Origin of the sequence: Sedimentibacter sp. LTW-03 (assembly GCF_052059825.1) — a bacterium.
Lineage (GTDB): Bacteria > Bacillota > Clostridia > Tissierellales > Sedimentibacteraceae > Sedimentibacter.
In genome coordinates this window covers 406,895-426,065 of the sequence record NZ_CP197180.1, presented here as the reverse complement: position 1 = coordinate 426,065, position 19,171 = coordinate 406,895, and the positions used below count along the sequence as shown (strand labels likewise).

The following is a 19,171-nucleotide window of genomic DNA, read 5'->3' as shown; positions in this document are numbered from 1 at the left end:
CTGCCTACGCAGCCCTTCAATGTCTTATGACACGACATTCTTTAAAATTTGCTCTTTATTTGTTTCCGCACGTCTTTTAATAAACCATGCATATCCTATGCACATAACCGCAGCAAGTATAAATGAAGCAGTGTAGCTTGAAGGATCAAGTCCTACCAGCTCATCCAGCCTTAATCCTATAGGAGCGTGGAATATAAAGCTTAATGTTATAAAAAAGTAAAACATGCCTGGCAATAATGCGACAAAATAGTTCTTTCCTGTAATATAAAGGTACACTGCAATTGTTCCTAATGCAAATGTAGCAACAAATTGGTTTGTGAACGCAAAGTATCTCCACAAAATATTAAATCCCTGAGGGCTTAATTTTGAAATATATAACACCACTGCAGCAGGTACGAACAATGCAGCAGATGTTAAAATTCTGTTTTTGGGACTCTGCTGATTAATGTTAAACTGTTCAGAAACCATAAGTCTCAGTGATCTGAATGCTGTATCTCCGGATGTAATAGGCAGTACTATAACTCCTACAATTGCTATCATACCTCCGATTGAACCCAAGAATTCTTTTGACACCATACCAACTATAAGTGTAGACGCTGTACCAACGTCTGTTCCTCTTCCAAACAATACCATTGTTCCTGCTGCCCAACACATAGCTATAAAGCCTTCTACCAGCATCATATTGAAGAATGTCATTCTTCCTTCTTTTTCGGATTTAACTGTTCTGGAAATTAATGTAGCCTGGGTAGCATGAAATCCTGACATTATTCCGCAGGCAACCGTTATAAAGAACACCGGTATAAACGGAAGACCTTGTGGATGCTGACTGAACATTCCTGCAAGTGAAAGGTTTGTTAGGTTTGCACCTCCGTCAAGCAAGATTCCTATAAAAATACCTATTGCTGAAACTATAAGGAATCCTCCGAATATAGGATATACCCTTCCGATAATTGCATCAATTGGGAACAGTGTAGCAATCAGGTAATAAGCAAATATAGCTCCGTAAACTATCCACACTGTAGGATTGCTTACTGCTGCTTCCTGACTGAAAACCTGAGTTACAATTAAGTCTCCCGGTGTGTATACAAAAACAACACCAACAAGGAACATCAAAATCCACAAGAAGAAATTGTAAAATTTTATAACGTTGTTTCCCAAATATTTTTTGATTAACTTAGGCATTTGTGCTCCGCCGTTTCTCATGGAAATCATGCCTGAAAAATAGTCATGCATAGAACCGGCAATAACACAACCGATAGGTATTGTAATAAATGCCACAGGTCCGAACAGAATACCCTGAATAGGTCCGAATATAGGGCCTGTTCCAGCAATATTCAATAATTCGATTAATGAGTTCTTCCATTTTTTCATTACAACGAAGTCCACTCCGTCAGCTTTAGTAATTGCTGGTGTTTCTCTATCATCAGGTCCAAATACTTTTTCACAGTATGAACCGTAAAAATAACCACCAACAACAAGAATAATAATTCCGATTAAAAATGTTGTCATACTTCCTCCTAAATATGTGTATTACATTTCAACCTTTAGTATAATGAAGAAAATTTCAAAAAAATGAAAAGGCTGATTTGTATCTAATACTAACACACATGACAAATTTCGTCAATAATTTAAATTGCTATTTATTCAAAATTATGTAAAACATTTTCCTGCGCTAAATACTGCCTAAGCAGTGTAATTTAAAGCACTATAATAGGGTGCTGCAGCTATGATCTCTGCAACACCCTATGCATAATAATATTATCTATTAGAATTATTAAAGATAGTTCCTATTTTTATTCAGATGTATTTTTTAACTCATCTTTTTTAAATACAATTGAGTATCCCTCTTTAGCAAGAACAACCGCAAGTACAAACAGCAGAACAGGGAATATTACCAATATATAATTTCCCGCAGCCAAATTTGACTTAATCAACAGAATTAGTGCAGTAAGTGTAACGAACAGCATAAATATCATAGGAATAGTCAGCATATGATAATTCTTGCCTGTTTTTTTGAGCCAAACTGCTATAGCAAGCAATGACAAAGCTGCTAAAAGCTGGTTAGCTGATCCGAATATAGGCCAAATCTTAGAATATCCGCCAGCAGCAAGGTATCCGCCTATCAAGACAGTTATAGCTGTTGAAACATACATATTTGACAAGACTGATTGTTTTTCGCTTTCAGGGTTATCGAAGAACTCTTGGAATATAAATCTCGCCAATCTCGTAGCAGTGTCAAGACTTGTTAATGCAAATGCAGATACCGCCAATGCAACGAATGATTTTCCTACTTCAAAAGGAATGCCAAACTTAGACATAAATGTTCCTACACCACTTGAAAATACATTTACAGGCCCGCCCTTCAGCAGTTCGGTTAATTCTCCACTGGAAATATATGCAGCTGTAATGAGGGCTATTATAGCTAAAAGGCCTTCTATCAGCATCGAACCATATCCAATGAGCTTGGTGTCATTTTCATTATTTACCTGCTTGGACGTAGTACCAGAACCAACAAGTGAGTGGAATCCGGAAATAGCACCGCAGGCAACTATTACGAACAACATAGGGAACATATACTGGTTGCCTACGTAAAATCCGGTAACTGCCGGCAGTTGAATACCAGGTCTGTATACAATAAGCCCTACTACAGCACCGGCTATCATAGCATATAACAGGAATGAATTAAGATAATCTCTCGGTTGCAGTAGAATCCATACAGGTGCCACTGAAGCAGCAAAAATATAAACCATTAAAATTAATATCCAAGTATTAACACTTAACTGCAAAGGGAACAATTGACCTAAATATACACATGTGAAAAGTAGAATAACTCCAACAACAGTACCAATTTTCAATGAAAGTCCCTTTCGGTATACAGCATAACCAAATACTAATGCTAAAATTATAAACATTAAGGAAGAAGAAGCTGCAGCAGGAACAGAAGAAAATGTTGCCGCAACTATATTAGTGAAAGCCGCAACCACCAATATCAATGTAAGCCAGGCAAATATAGAAAATAATTGCATTCCTCTTTTTCCCATATTTGTGTGTATTACTTCACCTATAGATTTTCCTTTGTGACGAACAGAAGCATACAGTGAGCCAAAATCATGAACTCCTCCTACAAATATGCTTCCAATAACTATCCAAAGAAGTACAGGTACCCATCCAAATATAGCTGCCTGAATAGGACCATTTATAGGCCCAGCGCCTGCTATTGAAGCAAAATGATGTCCTAACAATACAGCCGGTTTTGCCGGAACGTAATCTACCCCGTCATTTATTTCGTGTGCCGGTGTTTTTCTTGTTGGATCAACCCCCCATTGTTTAGCCAGCCAGGCTCCATAAGTCACATAAGCTATTACAAAAACAATAATACCAAGTAAAACTAAAAGCAATGCGTTCATATAATAACCTCCTTTTAATTAAATAAAACGATTGCAGATTGTTTGCATATGGAATTAGAAGCTATAAACCTCCATAACCTCCTTTCCTTTTTTATTTGTTATTATTAAACCTTCATTAAGAGAGACCAATATTAATCTTATATCAGCCCAACCCTTAAATCCAAATGCGAAACCTTTATTATATTTGAATTGCTCAATTTTTTTTCTTATGTGCTCTAAATTTTCTTCATGAATTTTTTCCGTTACCATAACTCCAGTTATGGCACTTGACATGTGCTCATTAGATGGGTTTACTATTGATTCGATTGAATCTTTCAAAGAATTTACGAATGTATTGCAGATATCTGAATTTAATTCCTTATAACATTTAATTAAACAGTACTCATTGTTTTCAAAGGCGTACACTATCGCTTTCTTTACAGCTATATACCTTTCACTTCTCAAATGGTATTCTGCAAATAAATCATATTTTAAGTCATTTATTTTATAATTTCTACAAATGTCAAAACTGTTTTGCAACTTTGTCTCGATAGCATCTAAATATTGAAAAGTCTCCATTTGTGCCTCTTTTTCAAGTGATTTAGCGTTGCATTAATTGCCTTACACCTGTATTTTATCACTGTTAGCAACTTTAGTCAACGCCATTTTTTCTATTATTGACATTTATTGTAAACTAAAATATAATTTAGTAAATAGTATATTACAATTTGTAAAAAACACGTATAAGGGGGCGTAAAATTGAAAAATAATAACCTTAAAGAATTATTTAACAATATTAAGCTTTTCCTCCATGCCGCCACAGACGTCAGCAGTAAATCCAAAGCACTTTTAATAAAGGAATCTCATAATGAAATGGACGATTTCATTCTTCTTTGCTTTGGAGACTTGTTGGGAATACCTATTCCCACAACTTATTATTCTCTGGAACTCCTGCCCTTAATTTCAGAAGATTTAGATGGTTGGCAAAACCGAATGATCAGCAGACTATACGTTTGGCAGGAAAAATGGTCTGATTATGGCTTTGATGCTTAGGAGGAGTTATGAATAAAATTATTTTTTTCGGCGGAAAGGGAGGAGTAGGAAAAACTACTTGCAGTGCTTCATATGCAGTACACGAAGCAGGCAGCGGATTGAAAACACTGATTGTTTCAACAGATCCTGCTCACTCAACTTCAGATATTTTTGAAAAGAAGATAAATGATGAAATAACCAACATTATGCCAAATTTAGATGCACTGGAGATAAGCGGAGAAAAAGAAAGCAAGGCTTACATGGACAGTGTAAGACTTAACCTTAAGCGAGTTGTCAGCCCTGTTATTGTTAAGGAAATAAACAAGCAAATAGACGCTGCTTCCATATCTCCTGGAACCGAAGAAGCTGCTTTGTTCGATAAGATGATTGAAATTATTACCGAAAAGTCTGAAGAATACGACAGAATTATATTTGATACGGCTCCAACCGGCCATACATTAAGACTCTTGTCTCTTCCAGAACTTTTAGGCTCTTGGATTGACAGCTTGATTGCTAAAAGAAGCAAATCAGTAAACCTTATGTCAATGGCATTAAAAGGCAAGAAAGCTTCCAAAAATGACTTGGAAAATGACGAGGTTATTAAAGTTCTGAAAAAGAGATATGACAAAGTAGCAAAAGCAAAAAAAATAATGGTAGATAACAAAATGCTGACATTTATATTTGTAATAAATGCAGAAAAACTTCCTATTGATGAGACTGAAAAAGCTGTGAAAATTTTGGAAAAATATAATATACCCGTGGGAGGCATCATAGTTAATAAAATACTTCCTGAAGACATGGCAGACGAGTTCTGGAAAAACAAAAAAGAACAGGAAAAAAAATATTTACATGTTATTGAAGAAACTTTTAAAGACAAGGCCATACTAAAGCTTCCTCTTCAGCAGGAGGATATAAAATCAGATAACATAAAAATTATTGCAGATAGATTTGACAAATGTGACTTTTAAAAAAATGCCGCAGGTACTTTCTTTCTCGTGATAAAATTTGTGTAATATATTGAGTAATCAACGGGGTGAGCTTTCTGATTTTGAGTACATGGAAATTATGAAAATGTTTTAAAGAAAACGGCAGTGTCGGCAACTTGTACAAACCTCTTTAATACTGCGGAAACTTCTGCACGTGTTGCTTTCCCTTGTGGGTCAAACTTATTATTATTTTTACCACTGATGACACCAGCCATTTGCATTTGCTTCACAGCGTTCTTTGCCCATGTGTTGATATTTGCACCATCTGCAAAGGTATTTTCAGCGTGTACCTTTGGCAACTTAAAGCCAATTACTTTTGCATAGTTTGCCATAATCAACGCCATCTGCTCACGGGTAATAGCACTGTCTGGTGCAAAGCTGATGGTAGAAGTTCCGTTTACAATGCGATTTTTACTTGCCCATTCCACATAGGCATATAATAGACATCAGATTTTACATCGGTGAAACTACTTTTTGTATACTTGCTTACATCTGCTTCGGCAAGTCTGCCAAGAGCCGTTACAAACATTCCTCTTGTCATTGAGGTATTCGGTGAGAATAGCCCTGCGGTGTTTTTTGATTCATTGTTTTACCTGTTACCGGCATATCTGCCCAATGAGTATGATAAAATAAAGCATGAAATCAGAATTATTATGTTAATCATATAGAAAAATGTCATTTCAAATCCCGGGAATATTGAAATAATTGAACCTAAAACAAGCCCGAGTATCGTATAGTACATCATGCCATACATTTTGGCAAAAAGCATTGAAATCAACTTTGCAAATAATAATACGCTAAGGATAAATCCAATACCTAAAAAGAAAAGAAACATTATCTTAAAGTTAGATATGGCTCCTATCACAAGTTCATATGCTCCTATATACATTAAAATAACAGATGCACTGACGCCAGGGATTATAGTTCCAAAGCCAATTATTAATCCATATAGGATTAAATGAACAGGCTCATTACCAGCATTCATTACAGCATTAACGGAGTTATTTCCTATATATGTAAGAACAATTGTTAATAAAAATGATGCTATAAACGGAATCATGTATGCTTTTTTAAATCCTTTTTTATTTGCTTCTTTCACAGCAATAGGAAACGTGCCAAGCATTAAGCCTACAAATGCATATCTTGCCTCAACTTCATAATTAGCAAACAAAAATTCTATTATTCTGCTAAATGCTAAGACACCGACTACAGCTCCGATTCCAATGGGAATAAAAAAAATTAAATTGCGTTTAAAATTTATGTTCAAATGAGCAATAAAATTAGTTATTTTATCGTAAAGCCCAAAAATAACAGCTAAAGCTCCTCCGCTCACGCCCGGAGCAATTGCTCCTGCCCCTAGGGCCATACCCTTCAAAAACCCATATATAAAGTCCATAAATTCCCCCAGCTTCTTCATCTTTTTTTTAATTATATAGAAACTCCATCATTATATCAACATTATTTTTACAAACGGTGCAAAATCTCATAAAAAAAAGGACAGATATTAAAACTGCCTCCAGTTAAAAATCTGCCCTTTTATTTATGTTCTTTAGTAATTCTCGCAGTTAATCTCATAATATCCTTGAGGATATCCGCATATAGGGCACCTCTCGGGAGCACAGTCTCCCCATACCAGATTTCCGCAAATCAGGCACACCCAAACAGTGTTGCTCTCCTTGCAGAACACCTGATTGTTCGCCATATTTTGCGCCAATTGATTAAATCTATACTGCTGGTGCCTTTCTATTACAGCTATTCCTTCAAACATATTAGCTATATCTGTATATCCTTCTGATTGGGCAACTTCAGCGTATTGCATAAATAAATCTGTTCCTTCGTATCCTTCTGTTTCTGCCGCCTCAAACAGGCTTTGCAACACTGTAGGCATAACTCCCTGAAACATAAAACGCATCCATATATGTGCATGCTGCTGTTCATTTCTTGCAGTCAAATCAAAAATATCTGCAATTTGTTGATATCCTTCCCTTCTGGCCATTTCACCGTCTATTCTATAACGTGTGCTTTCAATCGATTCTAGGTTATATGCATTTAGTAGATTTTTATATGTCTGGCTGTTAATAAAATCATTAACCATATGTTCACATCCTTAAATAAGTATACACTATCTTATGTAGAAAATATTATAAGGTGTGAGAACTAAGTAAATATCACTGAGGAGCATTATAAAAAATTTCTGTTAAAGCGCTGATCGAGCTTTCCATCGGCTTTTAGATTTCTATAATAATAGTCAACCATCTCTGCAGCTAAGTTGGTAGACTCATTGTAGATCTCATATAATTTTTCATTCATTTCATTGCATTCTTCAATGGGGCTATAGCTCATCAACAATCCGACCATATTTTCGTAGTTACCTGAAATCTTCAACCCCAGCATTAGAAGATTTCTCTTTACCCTGCCAGGTGCAACAAGAAAATTCAGGCACTGTTTCATAGACTTCAACGCATCTTTTATTTCTCCCTTAGATATTTCTTTGTAAAACGATGATATTACCTCCGAATATTCGCAATCACATTTAATATGAGAGGTTGGTCTAAATAAAACAGGATTTAAATTATCTTTAAGCATGAGCACCCTGTCAAATTCCGTTTCTATGTGGCTGTGAGTAATTATCCGCCCTTCATTTTTTATTATGTACGGATGGCAATGGCTGTCAAGCACAAAATGACATATAAATCCGAATATATATGATAATGAAGCTTCATAATCAGACGAAGCGTTTATAACATCCTTTGCATTTCCGAAAAAATCTGCGGCGATTCTTTCATGTAAATTGTGTCCTACCTTGCTTATGCGGTTTGATTTCAGCGGCTTATAATAAAACAAAATATCAGGTCCATGGAGTCCGATGTTAAACAAATCCTTATTTTTATTTATAATCTTATTAATGTCTTCATCTATCAATTTTAAGACTTCCTGTCCAAATGTGTAATGAGCATATGTAGTAGGCATTTTTCTTCACCCTTATATCACTTTCATATTTTCAAGCAAGTAGTTTCTCTTTCAAATTATGGTTTTCTCCTACTTAACTTGTCAATATTATATTAATACAATTTTCTTTCTTATTCAATATTTCAGTCAAACATTTCCGCTATCAATTTCTAAAAAATTTATTCCCGCTTTTAAACGGTATTTACAACACGACAAACGTTGTTGAAATTGATTTAACAGTTTATTAGTCATAAATAAATACTTATTGCTGGATTAGCGGCTCAATGGTATAATTTCTATTATTTATCAGAGGTATGCCATGAACGCTAAATTAACAGACTATAAAAAACTATATGATGATTGTACGCTTTGCCCCAGGGAATGTCATGCCCGCAGAACCAACGGGCAAAAAGGATATTGTAGAGAAAACAGCAGGTTGGTAGTAGCCAGAGCTGCTCTTCACATGTGGGAGGAACCATGTATTTCCGGTTCAAGAGGTTCGGGAACAGTATTTTTCAGCGGCTGTTCTGTAGGATGTGTTTACTGTCAGAATCATAATATTGCTGATGGTACTGCAGGTAAAATTATTACAACAGAAAGACTTTCAGAGATATTTTTAGAGCTCCAGAACAAAAAAGCACACAATATTAACCTGGTAACTCCAAGCCATTTTGTCCCCCACATTATAGAAGCTGTCAATTCCAGCCGTAAAAACGGTCTGAATATTCCTATTGTATATAATACCGGAAGTTATGAAAAACCTGATGTGTTAGGACTGTTGGACGGAATTGCTGATATCTATCTGCCGGATTTGAAATACATGGATTCAAATATTTCTGAAAGATATTCAAACTGCAAAGACTATTTCAATTTTGCATCCAAGTCGATTTCTGAGATGGTAAGACAAGTTGGCGAATGCGAATTTGACTCTGAAGGCATGCTGCTAAAAGGCGTAATTGTACGCCATATGATGCTACCAGGATATCTAGAAGATTCTAAGAATATAATAAGATACTTACATGAAACTTTTGGCAGCAAAATTTATATAAGTATTATGAATCAATACACTCCGCTGAACAATGTCAAAAAACATCCTGAGATTGACAGAAAAATAACCGATGAAGAATATAAAGATTTGATAAATTATGCTATCAGTATAGGTATTGAAAATGGTTTTTTACAAGAAGGAGAAACGCAATCCGAAAGCTTTATTCCGGAATTTAATTGCGAAGGAGTATGATATAATCATATATTTAAACCAGCGGTTAACAAAAATAAATTATTTTCATATACTGATATGTGATACTAATTTATTAATTCTCCGGAGGCAGAAAAATGGCAATACGACCACCAATCTTGCGTGCCGGGGATACCATCGGTGTTGTGACACTTGGTAGTCCCCGAGATGAAGCTACCATTAATGAAAGAATACAATTTCTTGAAAATCTTGGTTTTAGTGTGCTAGTTGGAGATTATGTATACTCATCAGAGGGTTACTTGGCTGCAACACCACAGCAACGGGCTTCTGATTTAATGAGCATGTTTGAAAATCCAAATATAAGAGCTATAATTCCTGTAAGAGGCGGAACTGGAGTTAAGGATGTTATTCCTTACTTAGACTACAACCTTATTAATAGAAATCCTAAAATATTTACTGGATACAGTGATATAACGGTTTTGCTGAATGTGTTATATATATGGTCAAATCTAATTACTTTCCACAGTTTGCTTTTGATTGATTTCAGAAGCACAACTCCTGCTTATAATTTTAATCAATTTTTTACCGCAACTTCAACACTCACATCTCCAAGATTAATGGAAAATCCGCCTGGTATTCCACTGGTAAGCAGAGTCCCCGGAAACGTAAGCGGTACCATAGTAGGAGGAAATCTTCAATCATTTGTGGATACCCTTGGAACTCCTTACGAGGTAGATACTAAAGGCAGGATTGTGTTCATCGAAGAAACTCACGAATCAATAAGCCGTGTTTACAGGCTCGTAACCCATTTAATTCATGCAGGCAAATTCCGTGATTGTGCAGGAATAATTGTTGGTGAGTGCACAAACTGCCCGGATGCTTACGGCAAAACATATGAAGATCTCATAAACGACGTACTGGTTCCGCTTGGAAAACCATTGATGACTAATCTCGCTTCAGGCCACGGATATTATAAAATGACAATTCCTATAGGTGCTCACGCCAATTTAAATACTTTCGAAAACACACTGATTATAACAGAGCCTACAGTAAGCTTAACCTAAAAAATGCAAAGAGAATTAGTTGTGCTGCTATTATAAATAAAATGCAGGCGGAATATTACCGGCTTCCGCCTGCTCATGCACACCATAAACATAACTTACTTTATTAAAAATGAATCCGTAATATGTACAATGTATTTCATAGTTTTTTCCAAAGCATACTCAGGATCAATTTTTCCGTTTAAAACCTTCAACAGTATTCCTTCATATATCATAGTTGCCATTTCATTCATCGATTCCATATCTTCAGCTCTTATCAACCCTTCTTTGACGCACTCACTAACCAGAATCATATCTCTTTCATAAATATTATATTTTAAGAGCATCTCAGTTGTAGCATCTTCGGAATGTATTCCGAGATCGTCAGGAAATAAATTATAGTATTCCTTTACCACTTCTTTATGATCATCGTTTAACCTTGCAAAAAATATTGAATGATATATTTCCGGATTCTTAAAAGAAAAATAGCAAAAACACTCCCATACCTTTAGAAACCTTTCTGCAGAATTGTGGGCATTCATCAAATATTTTGGAAGAGCCGCTGTATAATCATTTAAATATTTCAGAGAAGAAAACAAAATCAAATGATCCAAATTCTTAAAGTAATTGTAAATTGTAGCACTGTTGTATCCTGCATTGCTTGCAACCTTTCTTATGGTAACATATTCAATTCCTTCATTCTTAATTATTTCATCTGTCGCATCTATAAAATACGTCATCATCCTTTTTTTCTTAATATTTTTGTCCATTATGTACCTTTCCTTTGCCATTTAACTTATGTCAATTATATATTAATTTATGTTCATAAACAACATAATTTGTAATTTTATAATTACTGAGTTTTTGGATATTATTATGCGATTTTGGTTATTATTAACTTTAGTAAAATAAAAAAATCAAAAAATAGATAATATTTTAACAAATCATGATTGAAATATAATCATGATTATGTTATAATATAAATTAATAGTTAGTAAAGGCAATATAACTATCCATTATAATTGCAACTTATTTTATTCTAGGAAGGAGTGATTAATTAGATTTAATCAATAGTTGCAAAACTAGTAATAAAAAGGTTTGCCTAAAAACAAAAAATTGAAGGGAGTGTAATTGATGAAACTCGAATTAGGTAATTTTTATGTCAAAGACATCGTCTTTGGAAGTGAAACATCCTTTAAAGACGGCCTTTTAACAATCAGTAAAGAAGAAGCATTGAAGGTTGTTAAAGAGGACGCACACATAACAGAAGCAGAATTGTACATAGCAAAACCAGGCGATAAAATCAGAATAGTACCTGTTAAGGAAGCAATCGAACCAAGGACAAGAATAGGTGGCGGTCCTGTTTTCCCTGGAGTTACAGGGGATTTAATGCAAGCAGGGAACGGAAAAACATTGGCATTAAAAAACTGCAGTGTGCTAGCTGTAGGCAAGCACTGGGGAGGATTCCAGGACGGACTTATTGATATGAGCGGTGAAGGCGCCAAGTACACCTACTATTCTCAATTGAACAACATTGTTTTAGTTGCTGATACTGATGAAGACTTCGAAAAAAATGAGCAGCAAAAGAAAAACAAAGCGCTCAGATGGGCAGGTATGAGACTTGCTGAGTATGTAGGCTCATGCGTTAAAGATTTAGTTCCTGAAGAAACAGAAGTATTTGAGCTTGATTCTATGACAAAAAGAACAGGCAATGTAAACGATTTGCCTTCTGTTGTTTTGGTTCTTCAACTTCAATCACAGATGGAAGCATTAGGCTACAATGATTTGGTATATGGATGGGACGCCAACAGAATGCTGCCTACTTTAATGCACCCAAATGAAATTTTGGACGGAGCAGTTATTTCTGGAAGCTTTATGCCTTGTTCATCTAAATGGTCTACGTATGATATTCAAAATTTCCCTGTAATAAGAAGATTATACAAGGAACATGGCAAAACAATTAATTTCCTTGGAATCATCACATCAAACTTAAATGTTGCAATGGAGCAAAAAGAAAGATCAGCTCTGTTTGTAGCTCAAATTGCAAAAACAATCGGTGCTGAAAGCGCTATCGTTGCAGAGGAAGGATACGGAAATCCTGATGCTGACTTCATTGCATGCATAGTTGCGCTTGAAGATGCTGGTGTTAAGACAGTCGGCCTTACACCTGAATGCACAGGAAGAGACGGAAAATCACAGCCGTTGGTTACTCTGGATGAAAAAGCTGATGCAATCGTATCAGCAGGAGATGTTTCTCAGTTGATTGAACTTCCTCCTATGGAAACAGTTCTTGGAGAACTGGATGCACTGAAGAGGGACGGACTTGCCGGAGGATGGGCTGTAGATGAAATTCTTGGACCATCAGTTAGAGAAGACGGTTCTATAATAATGGAAAACAATTCTATGTTCTGCGGAGACCAGGTAGTCGGATGGTCACCTAAGACAGTAAAAGAATTTTAGGGAGGTGTACAATGAAAAAGGCAATTCTTTATATAAATCAGTTTTTTGGTCAGATAGGCGGAGAAGACAAGGCAGATTTCGCTCCTGAAATAAGAGAGGGACTTGTAGGTCCGGCTTTAGAGCTGCAGAAAAAATTGGGAGATGATGTAAAAGTAACCCACACAATAATTTGCGGCGATAATTTCATGGGATCTAACACAGAGGAAGCTGTTAAAACTATCTTAGGTTTCTTAAAAGACAAAGAGTTTGACATATTCTTTGCAGGACCAGCATTTAGAGCAGGAAGGTACGGTAGTGCATGCGGTCATATAGGAAAAGCAGTTTTAAATGAGTTCAAAGTGCCTGTTATTTCTTCAATGAACGAAGAAAACCCTGGAGTTGAAATGTTCCGTAAGGATATATATATTTTCAAGGGCGGCGCTAGTGCAGCTGCAATGAGAAAAGATGTTGCGAAAATGGCAGCTTTCGGCAAGAAAATACTAGACGGCGAAGAGCTCTTTCCAGCAGAAAAAGAAGGATATTACGGAAGAGGTGTAAGAAGTGTAACATGGACCACCCCTCCTGTATATGCAGCTGACAGAGCTGTTGACATGCTTATTAAAAAAGTAAACGGCGAACCATTTGCAACAGAACTTCCAATCCCACCGAAGGACACTGTTGAAATTGCTCCTCCTATTAAAGATTTATCAAAAGCAACAATAGCAATAGTTACTTCTGGTGGAATTGTGCCTGTTGATAATCCTGACAGAATACAGTCTGCTTCAGCTACAAGATGGGGAAGATACAATATTGCAGGTATGGATAAATTGGAAAGCGGCGAATTTAAAACTATACATGCTGGATTTGACCCTGAAGTTGCAAACGGAAATCCAAACGTTATAGTACCTCTTGATGTATTGAGAGTTTATGAAAAAGAAGGAAAAATAGGAAAACTTCATGATTATTTCTATTCAACAGTCGGTACCGGAACTACTCAGGGAGAGGCTGCAAGAATGGCAAAAGAAATGATTGTTTATCTGCAAAAAGAACACGTTGACGGAGTTATAATGGTATCAACCTGAGGCACCTGTACACGTTGCGGTGCAACGATGGTAAAAGAAATAGAACGAGCAGGATTTCCTGTTGTTCAGATGTGCAATCTTGTTCCTGTTGCTAAAACAGTGGGAGCGAACAAAATAGTTCCTACATTCTCTATCCCTTACCCGCTTGGAGACCCTTCTAGAAGTAAGGAAGAGCAATGGAAAATGAGCTATCATAGAGTTGGCGTTGCTTTAGATGCTTTGACAACTGATGTTGCAGATCAAACTGTATTCAAGGTTCAAATATAATTAATTTAATATGGGGATGTATTAAAATCATCCCCACTCTAAAGGTGCGGAGGAAATATGAATGATATAAATAAAAAAAATAATAAAGTGTTTTACATATCTCTCATTTTTTCAACATCAATAGTATTATGGGGAATTATAGGACAAACGAGCTTTGCCAGTGCTGCAAATTCTTTGCTGCACTTCCTTTCAAAATACTTCGGGTGGTCATACTTATTGTCAATGTTGATATTCGTAATTTTTGCTGTTGCTCTGGCATTCAGCAAGTATGGAAATATAAAACTTGGTGCTGATGACTCAAAACCCGAGTATAGTACAGCGTCATGGTTTGCCATGCTGTTTGGAGCTGGAATGGGTATTGGATTGGTATTCTGGGGTACAGCAGAACCAATATCTCATTTTGTGAAGCCTCTGGGAGATATAGCCCCCGGAAGTTTAGAGGCATCTGACTTTGCAATAAAAACCTCTTTTATGCATTGGGGTTTTCATCCATGGGCTAATTACAGCATCATAGGTCTAGCTCTCGCTTATTTTCAGTTCAGGAAAAATAAGCCGGGACTTATCAGTAGCATATTTATTCCACTTCTAGGAGAAAAAAGGGTTCAAGGTCCAATAGGAAACCTTATAGATATTTTAGCAGTTTTTGCTACAGTATCAGGTGTTGCAACGTCTTTGGGGCTAGGAACCTTACAGATAAACAGTGGATTAAACTATCTTTTTAACATTCCAGAAACACCAGTAGTTCAAATAATAATAATATCAGTTATCACTGTATTGTTTATCTGGACTGCTGTAACAGGTATTGATAAAGGAATTAAGACATTGGGAGATATAAATTTATACCTTGCGTTTGGGTTGCTTTCATTGGTTATAATTGTTGGGCCAACGCTGGGAATAATAAACAACATGACTAACGGCCTGGGATTATACTTAAATGATTTCCTGAAAGACAGCCTTGGAATAAGTGCATTCGGCGACAATTCATGGCTTGAAGGGTGGAGAATATTCTACTGGGCATGGTGGATTGCATGGGCTCCTTTTGTAGGAAGCTTTATCGCCAGAATATCAAAAGGAAGAACTATAAAAGAATTTGTAGGCGGGGTTATAGTAGCTCCGGCACTTGCATCAATAGTATGGTTTTCAGCCTTTGGAAGCCTTGGACTGAATTTAATTGATAAGGTTGGGGTTGAAGGTATTGCAGTTATGACCGAAGCTCCTGAAACAGCTTTGTTTCAAGTATTAAAATACTATCCTCTTGGAAACATATTGTCACTAGTTACAGTTGCATTGTTATGTACATTCTTTATAACATCTGCTAACTCTGCAACATTTGTACTTGGCATGTTAACGTCTGAAGGAAATTTGAATCCAAATAGAAATAGAAAAGTTCTGTGGGGATTAATTCAGTCATTCCTTGCAACTGCATTACTGCTTTCAGGAGGATTGCAAGCGTTACAGACAGCTTCAGTCGCAGCAGCATTCCCATTTATTTTTGTAATGCTTTTTGCAATGGTTTCTCTAATGAAAGCTTTAAAAACGGAAATATAAAAATAACTAATTTAAATATAAAAACTCACCCATAAAAAACTCTTCCCCTAGCCAGGAAGAGTTTTTAACTGCATTATTACCACAAATTTCTTAGATAAACAACAAGAGGCTTACAGCCATCACAGCCATTCCCCCAACAAGCCCGTATATTGCTAGATGATGCTCTCCATATTCTCTTGCTGAAGGTAGAAGTTCATCAAGACTTATATATACCATGATTCCTGCAACTGATGCAAATATAAATCCAAACATAGCATCATTAAAAAATCTGAATAAAATCAAATACCCTATAATTGCCCCAATCGGCTCCGATAATCCTGATAAAAATGATAGCTTAAATGCCTTTTTCCTGCTGCCCGTAGCATAAAATATAGGAACAGCAACCGCAATTCCTTCAGGTATGTTGTGTATTGCAATCGCAAATGCAATAGGCACTCCAAGACTTGGATCATTCAGTGCAGCTGTAAATGTCGCAAGCCCTTCCGGAAAGTTATGTATACCTATGGCAAGTGCAGTAAACATACCCATCCTCATCAAACTGGATTTATGTTCTTCACTTTCTCCGTCCATTTCTTCCACCGTATGTACTTCATGAGGATTTTCCGTTGATGGAATCAAATTATCAATAACAGCTATAATAAGAATACCGAAAAAAAATCCTCCCACAGTTGCCCAAGCACCCATTTTTACTCCCATTACTGCAATTAAAGAATCTTTTGCTTTAACAAAGATTTCAACAAATGAAACATAAATCATTACACCTGCTGAAAAACCTAATGCAACAGATAAAAATTTAGTGTTAGTCCTTTTTGTAAGCAACGAAAGTACACTTCCTATCCCTGTGGAAAGCCCGGCAAAAAGCGTCAGTAAAAAGGCAAACATAACATTAGATAGCTCCATATAATACTCCTTTCAATGTCATTTCCATACAATTAATTATACACCGAAATATCCTAATATAAACTTGTTTATAAACAGCTTTTTAATTTTTTGTTATTAATGGCAGCCAAAATACTGCAGAGCATAAAATGAACAAACACACGGCATAGCCGAAACCGACTATGCCGTGCGCTGTAATCAATACTTCTTTATTGTAGGCGTATTATTCGCCGCATTCATCATGATGTTGATGCTCATGGCAGACTGAACCTGTTGATTTTAATGAACCTTTAAGATATGCTTCCGTTGCTGCCTTGGCATCACCGCTGGCACCAACAATTACTTCTATCCCTTTTTCATTAAAAATATCTATGGCTCCGCCTCCCATTCCGCCTGATATGATTACATTAATTCCCATATCATTTAAAAAGTTTGGCAAAAATCCCGGCCTGTGTCCCGGATTTGGAATTGACTCTTCTTTTGTAATAACATCATTTTCAGTTTCAAAAATATTGAAATTTATACAATGTCCAAAGTGTTCTGTTACTCTTTCATTTTCGCTGGCAACTGCTATTTTTATCATTTTTATCTCCTTTATATATATTATCTGGTAAAAGGTATTTAGCCTCAACCATTTCCTAAACTTATTTTATTCCTACTTCATTCGCTGTACAGCAATTCCATAGTCTTGCTGTATAAATGTTTTACAACCGTGCCGGATTTGCATTCTACATCGACAATGGTTTGGCCATTATTAACAGCCTTAACAGCTTCTGAATCATAAGGTATTCTACCTACAAACGGAATTTTGTTCTCCTTACAAAACTTTTCTATTTTTTCAGAATTTTCATAATTAATATCATATTTATTTATGCAGACTGCAACCCTTGCACCGAACTTAGCTGCGGTATTTATTATCCTTTCCATATCACTGATACCTGAAACAGAAGGCTCTGCAACTATCAGTACCATGTGAACACCGCTCAGTGATGCAATAACAGGGCACCCTATTCCAGGAGAGCCGTCTATTATTGATAATTCAGCACTAGGAGCTGCTGATCTCATTTGTTTTTTCACTTCACTTACCAGCATCCCAGAAGTACCATTTCCCATTTTTAGCTGTGCTGTTGAAAAAACTTTTTCATTTTCGGAATACAACATAAGCTCTCCGGCAACAGATGGTCTCAAGCTTACCGCATTGACAGGGCAAACAAGTTCGCAAACACCGCAACCCTCACAAGCAAAAGGATCGACTTTATACATTTCTGTTTTAGATATGGCACTAAATCTGCAACTTCTGGCACATTTGCCACAATCAATGCATATTTCCGGGTCTATTTCCGCTTTTGGGAGGCCATAATAATCCGTTATTTCCGGATTGGTGTTTTGTCCGGCTATAAGGTGTAAATTAGGCGCATCAACATCGCAGTCAGCATATGATTTAGCATCGGAAAGCTTTATAAATGCACTTGCTATCGTAGTCTTTCCGGTGCCGCCTTTACCGCTGAGAATTAATAGCTGCTTCATTTTGCACCTCCTGTGTCACTTTATCGAGCAAAGTTAAAAATAATTCTTTATATTTCTTACTTTTAAATACGGCAATTTCCGCATTTGAGTTCAGCATTCCAAGCTCACTGTCAAATGGAATCTTGCTTAAAATTTTAATGTTATTTTCATGACAAAATCTTTCCGCGGGATTTTCTCCATCTGTACATTTATTTAAAACTGCGCCAAAAGGCTTTTTAAAAATTTTAACCAATTCATAAACCATGTTGAGATTGTGCACACCAAACAAGGTAGGTTCTGCAACTAATATGCAATAATCCGCATCTTTGATGCTCTCCATTACACTGCATGCGCTTCCGGGCGGGCAGTCAATAAAAACATTCTTACATGAACCGAAATTGCTCTCATCAAGAAGATCTTTTATAATAGGAATACCTGAAACTTCTCCTGTGTTCAACATCCCTGTACGCACGGTTATCTGATCGGAATTTCCTTCAAGCACTTTACCTACTGACTTGTTTTTTTCCGTCAACGCATTTTCCGGGCATAACATTGCACATCCACCGCATGAATGGCATACCTCTTCAAATACAATCAATCTGTCTCTTATATGGGCGAGCGCATTGTACTTGCAAAAATCAACACACTTACGGCATCCGTTACACAAATCATAATTAACCTGAGGAACTTTCACATAAATTCCTTTTTCCTGAACGTTATCCGGTTTCAAAAAGAGATGACCATTTGGCTCCTCTACATCGCAATCTATATATTCTGAATTACCTGATACGGCTGCCAAATTAACCGAAACTAAAGTTTTTCCCGTTCCGCCCTTACCGCTCAGAACAGCAATCTTCAT

At 36.3% G+C, this 19,171-nt stretch carries 20 protein-coding genes; 7 read left to right on the top strand and 13 right to left on the bottom strand.

The window, feature by feature from the left end:
* Positions 1-24: 24 nt before the first annotated feature.
* From ACS3UD_RS02100 to ACS3UD_RS02090, 3 genes are all read right to left on the bottom strand, one after another.
* Entirely contained in the window at positions 25-1,509 is a 1,485-nt protein-coding gene (locus ACS3UD_RS02100) for a carbon starvation CstA family protein (RefSeq protein WP_308137982.1), read from the bottom strand.
* Positions 1,510-1,793: 284 nt separating this feature from the next.
* Positions 1,794-3,407: a carbon starvation CstA family protein gene (locus ACS3UD_RS02095; protein ID WP_308137983.1), complete on the bottom strand. Its 1,614-nt coding sequence runs from the start codon at positions 3,405-3,407 to the stop codon at positions 1,794-1,796.
* Between the two features lie 54 nt (positions 3,408-3,461).
* The gene (locus tag ACS3UD_RS02090) at positions 3,462-3,965 is read right to left on the bottom strand and encodes a hypothetical protein (RefSeq protein WP_308137984.1); all 504 of its coding nucleotides are present in this window, start codon (positions 3,963-3,965) and stop codon (positions 3,462-3,464) included.
* Positions 3,966-4,145: 180 nt separating this feature from the next.
* Here ACS3UD_RS02090 and ACS3UD_RS02085 point away from each other — a divergent pair, with 180 nt between their 5' ends.
* Both ACS3UD_RS02085 and ACS3UD_RS02080 read left to right on the top strand, forming a co-directional pair.
* Positions 4,146-4,439: a hypothetical protein gene (locus ACS3UD_RS02085; protein ID WP_308137985.1), complete on the top strand. Its 294-nt coding sequence runs from the start codon at positions 4,146-4,148 to the stop codon at positions 4,437-4,439.
* A gap of 8 nt (positions 4,440-4,447) precedes the next feature.
* Entirely contained in the window at positions 4,448-5,386 is a 939-nt protein-coding gene (locus ACS3UD_RS02080) for an ArsA family ATPase (protein ID WP_308137986.1), read from the top strand.
* Between the two features lie 95 nt (positions 5,387-5,481).
* On the opposite strand, the gene ACS3UD_RS02075 is transcribed toward ACS3UD_RS02080, so the two are convergent.
* From ACS3UD_RS02075 to ACS3UD_RS02055, 5 genes are all read right to left on the bottom strand, one after another.
* A complete protein-coding gene (locus ACS3UD_RS02075; protein WP_440977759.1) occupies positions 5,482-5,736 on the bottom strand; it encodes an S-layer homology domain-containing protein in 255 nt (84 codons plus the stop codon).
* Positions 5,737-5,801: 65 nt separating this feature from the next.
* Positions 5,802-5,933 carry a hypothetical protein gene (locus tag ACS3UD_RS02070; protein ID WP_440977722.1) on the bottom strand — a complete coding sequence of 44 codons (132 nt, stop codon included), beginning with the start codon at positions 5,931-5,933 and terminating at the stop codon, positions 5,802-5,804.
* A gap of 60 nt (positions 5,934-5,993) precedes the next feature.
* Positions 5,994-6,800 carry a DUF368 domain-containing protein gene (locus ACS3UD_RS02065; RefSeq protein WP_308137988.1) on the bottom strand — a complete coding sequence of 269 codons (807 nt, stop codon included), beginning with the start codon at positions 6,798-6,800 and terminating at the stop codon, positions 5,994-5,996.
* A gap of 153 nt (positions 6,801-6,953) precedes the next feature.
* Positions 6,954-7,499, bottom strand: coding sequence for a rubrerythrin family protein (locus ACS3UD_RS02060; protein ID WP_308137989.1), 546 nt, complete (start codon positions 7,497-7,499; stop codon positions 6,954-6,956).
* An 86-nt stretch (positions 7,500-7,585) separates the two neighbouring features.
* On the bottom strand, positions 7,586-8,374 hold the full coding sequence (locus ACS3UD_RS02055) for a zinc dependent phospholipase C family protein (RefSeq protein WP_308137990.1): 789 nt from the start codon (positions 8,372-8,374) through the stop codon (positions 7,586-7,588).
* Positions 8,375-8,672: 298 nt separating this feature from the next.
* On the opposite strand from ACS3UD_RS02055, the gene ACS3UD_RS02050 reads away from it, so the two are divergent.
* Positions 8,673-9,593, top strand: a complete 921-nt coding sequence (locus ACS3UD_RS02050) for a radical SAM protein (RefSeq protein WP_308137991.1) — start codon at positions 8,673-8,675, stop codon at positions 9,591-9,593.
* 95 nt (positions 9,594-9,688) lie between these two features.
* A complete protein-coding gene (locus tag ACS3UD_RS02045; protein WP_308137992.1) occupies positions 9,689-10,615 on the top strand; it encodes a S66 peptidase family protein in 927 nt (308 codons plus the stop codon).
* A gap of 95 nt (positions 10,616-10,710) precedes the next feature.
* Here ACS3UD_RS02045 and ACS3UD_RS02040 read toward each other — a convergent pair whose 3' ends face one another.
* Positions 10,711-11,361 (bottom strand): TetR/AcrR family transcriptional regulator, encoded by a 651-nt coding sequence (locus ACS3UD_RS02040; protein WP_308137993.1) that lies wholly within the window; start codon positions 11,359-11,361, stop codon positions 10,711-10,713.
* A gap of 364 nt (positions 11,362-11,725) precedes the next feature.
* Between ACS3UD_RS02040 and ACS3UD_RS02035 the strand changes: the two genes are divergently transcribed.
* The 3 genes from ACS3UD_RS02035 to ACS3UD_RS02025 are packed head-to-tail and all read left to right on the top strand — an operon-like array spanning position 11,726 to position 15,927.
* Positions 11,726-13,051: a glycine/sarcosine/betaine reductase component B subunit gene (locus ACS3UD_RS02035; RefSeq protein WP_308137994.1), complete on the top strand. Its 1,326-nt coding sequence runs from the start codon at positions 11,726-11,728 to the stop codon at positions 13,049-13,051.
* 11 nt (positions 13,052-13,062) lie between these two features.
* Positions 13,063-14,379 carry a betaine reductase selenoprotein B gene (gene grdH / locus ACS3UD_RS02030; protein ID WP_308137995.1) on the top strand — a complete coding sequence of 439 codons (1,317 nt, stop codon included), beginning with the start codon at positions 13,063-13,065 and terminating at the stop codon, positions 14,377-14,379.
* 57 nt (positions 14,380-14,436) lie between these two features.
* Positions 14,437-15,927, top strand: coding sequence for a glycine betaine uptake BCCT transporter (locus ACS3UD_RS02025; protein ID WP_308137996.1), 1,491 nt, complete (start codon positions 14,437-14,439; stop codon positions 15,925-15,927).
* A 90-nt stretch (positions 15,928-16,017) separates the two neighbouring features.
* Here the strand turns inward: ACS3UD_RS02025 and zupT are convergent, their stop codons facing one another.
* The 4 genes from zupT to ACS3UD_RS02005 form a co-directional block, all read right to left on the bottom strand.
* The gene (gene zupT / locus ACS3UD_RS02020) at positions 16,018-16,827 is read right to left on the bottom strand and encodes a zinc transporter ZupT (protein ID WP_308137997.1); all 810 of its coding nucleotides are present in this window, start codon (positions 16,825-16,827) and stop codon (positions 16,018-16,020) included.
* Positions 16,828-17,029: 202 nt separating this feature from the next.
* Entirely contained in the window at positions 17,030-17,389 is a 360-nt protein-coding gene (locus ACS3UD_RS02015) for a NifB/NifX family molybdenum-iron cluster-binding protein (RefSeq protein ID WP_308137998.1), read from the bottom strand.
* A 77-nt stretch (positions 17,390-17,466) separates the two neighbouring features.
* A complete protein-coding gene (locus ACS3UD_RS02010) occupies positions 17,467-18,333 on the bottom strand; it encodes an ATP-binding protein (RefSeq protein WP_308137999.1) in 867 nt (288 codons plus the stop codon).
* Positions 18,305-19,171 carry an ATP-binding protein gene (locus ACS3UD_RS02005; protein WP_308138000.1) on the bottom strand — a complete coding sequence of 289 codons (867 nt, stop codon included), beginning with the start codon at positions 19,169-19,171 and terminating at the stop codon, positions 18,305-18,307. Before ACS3UD_RS02005 ends, ACS3UD_RS02010 begins: the two co-directional genes overlap by 29 nt.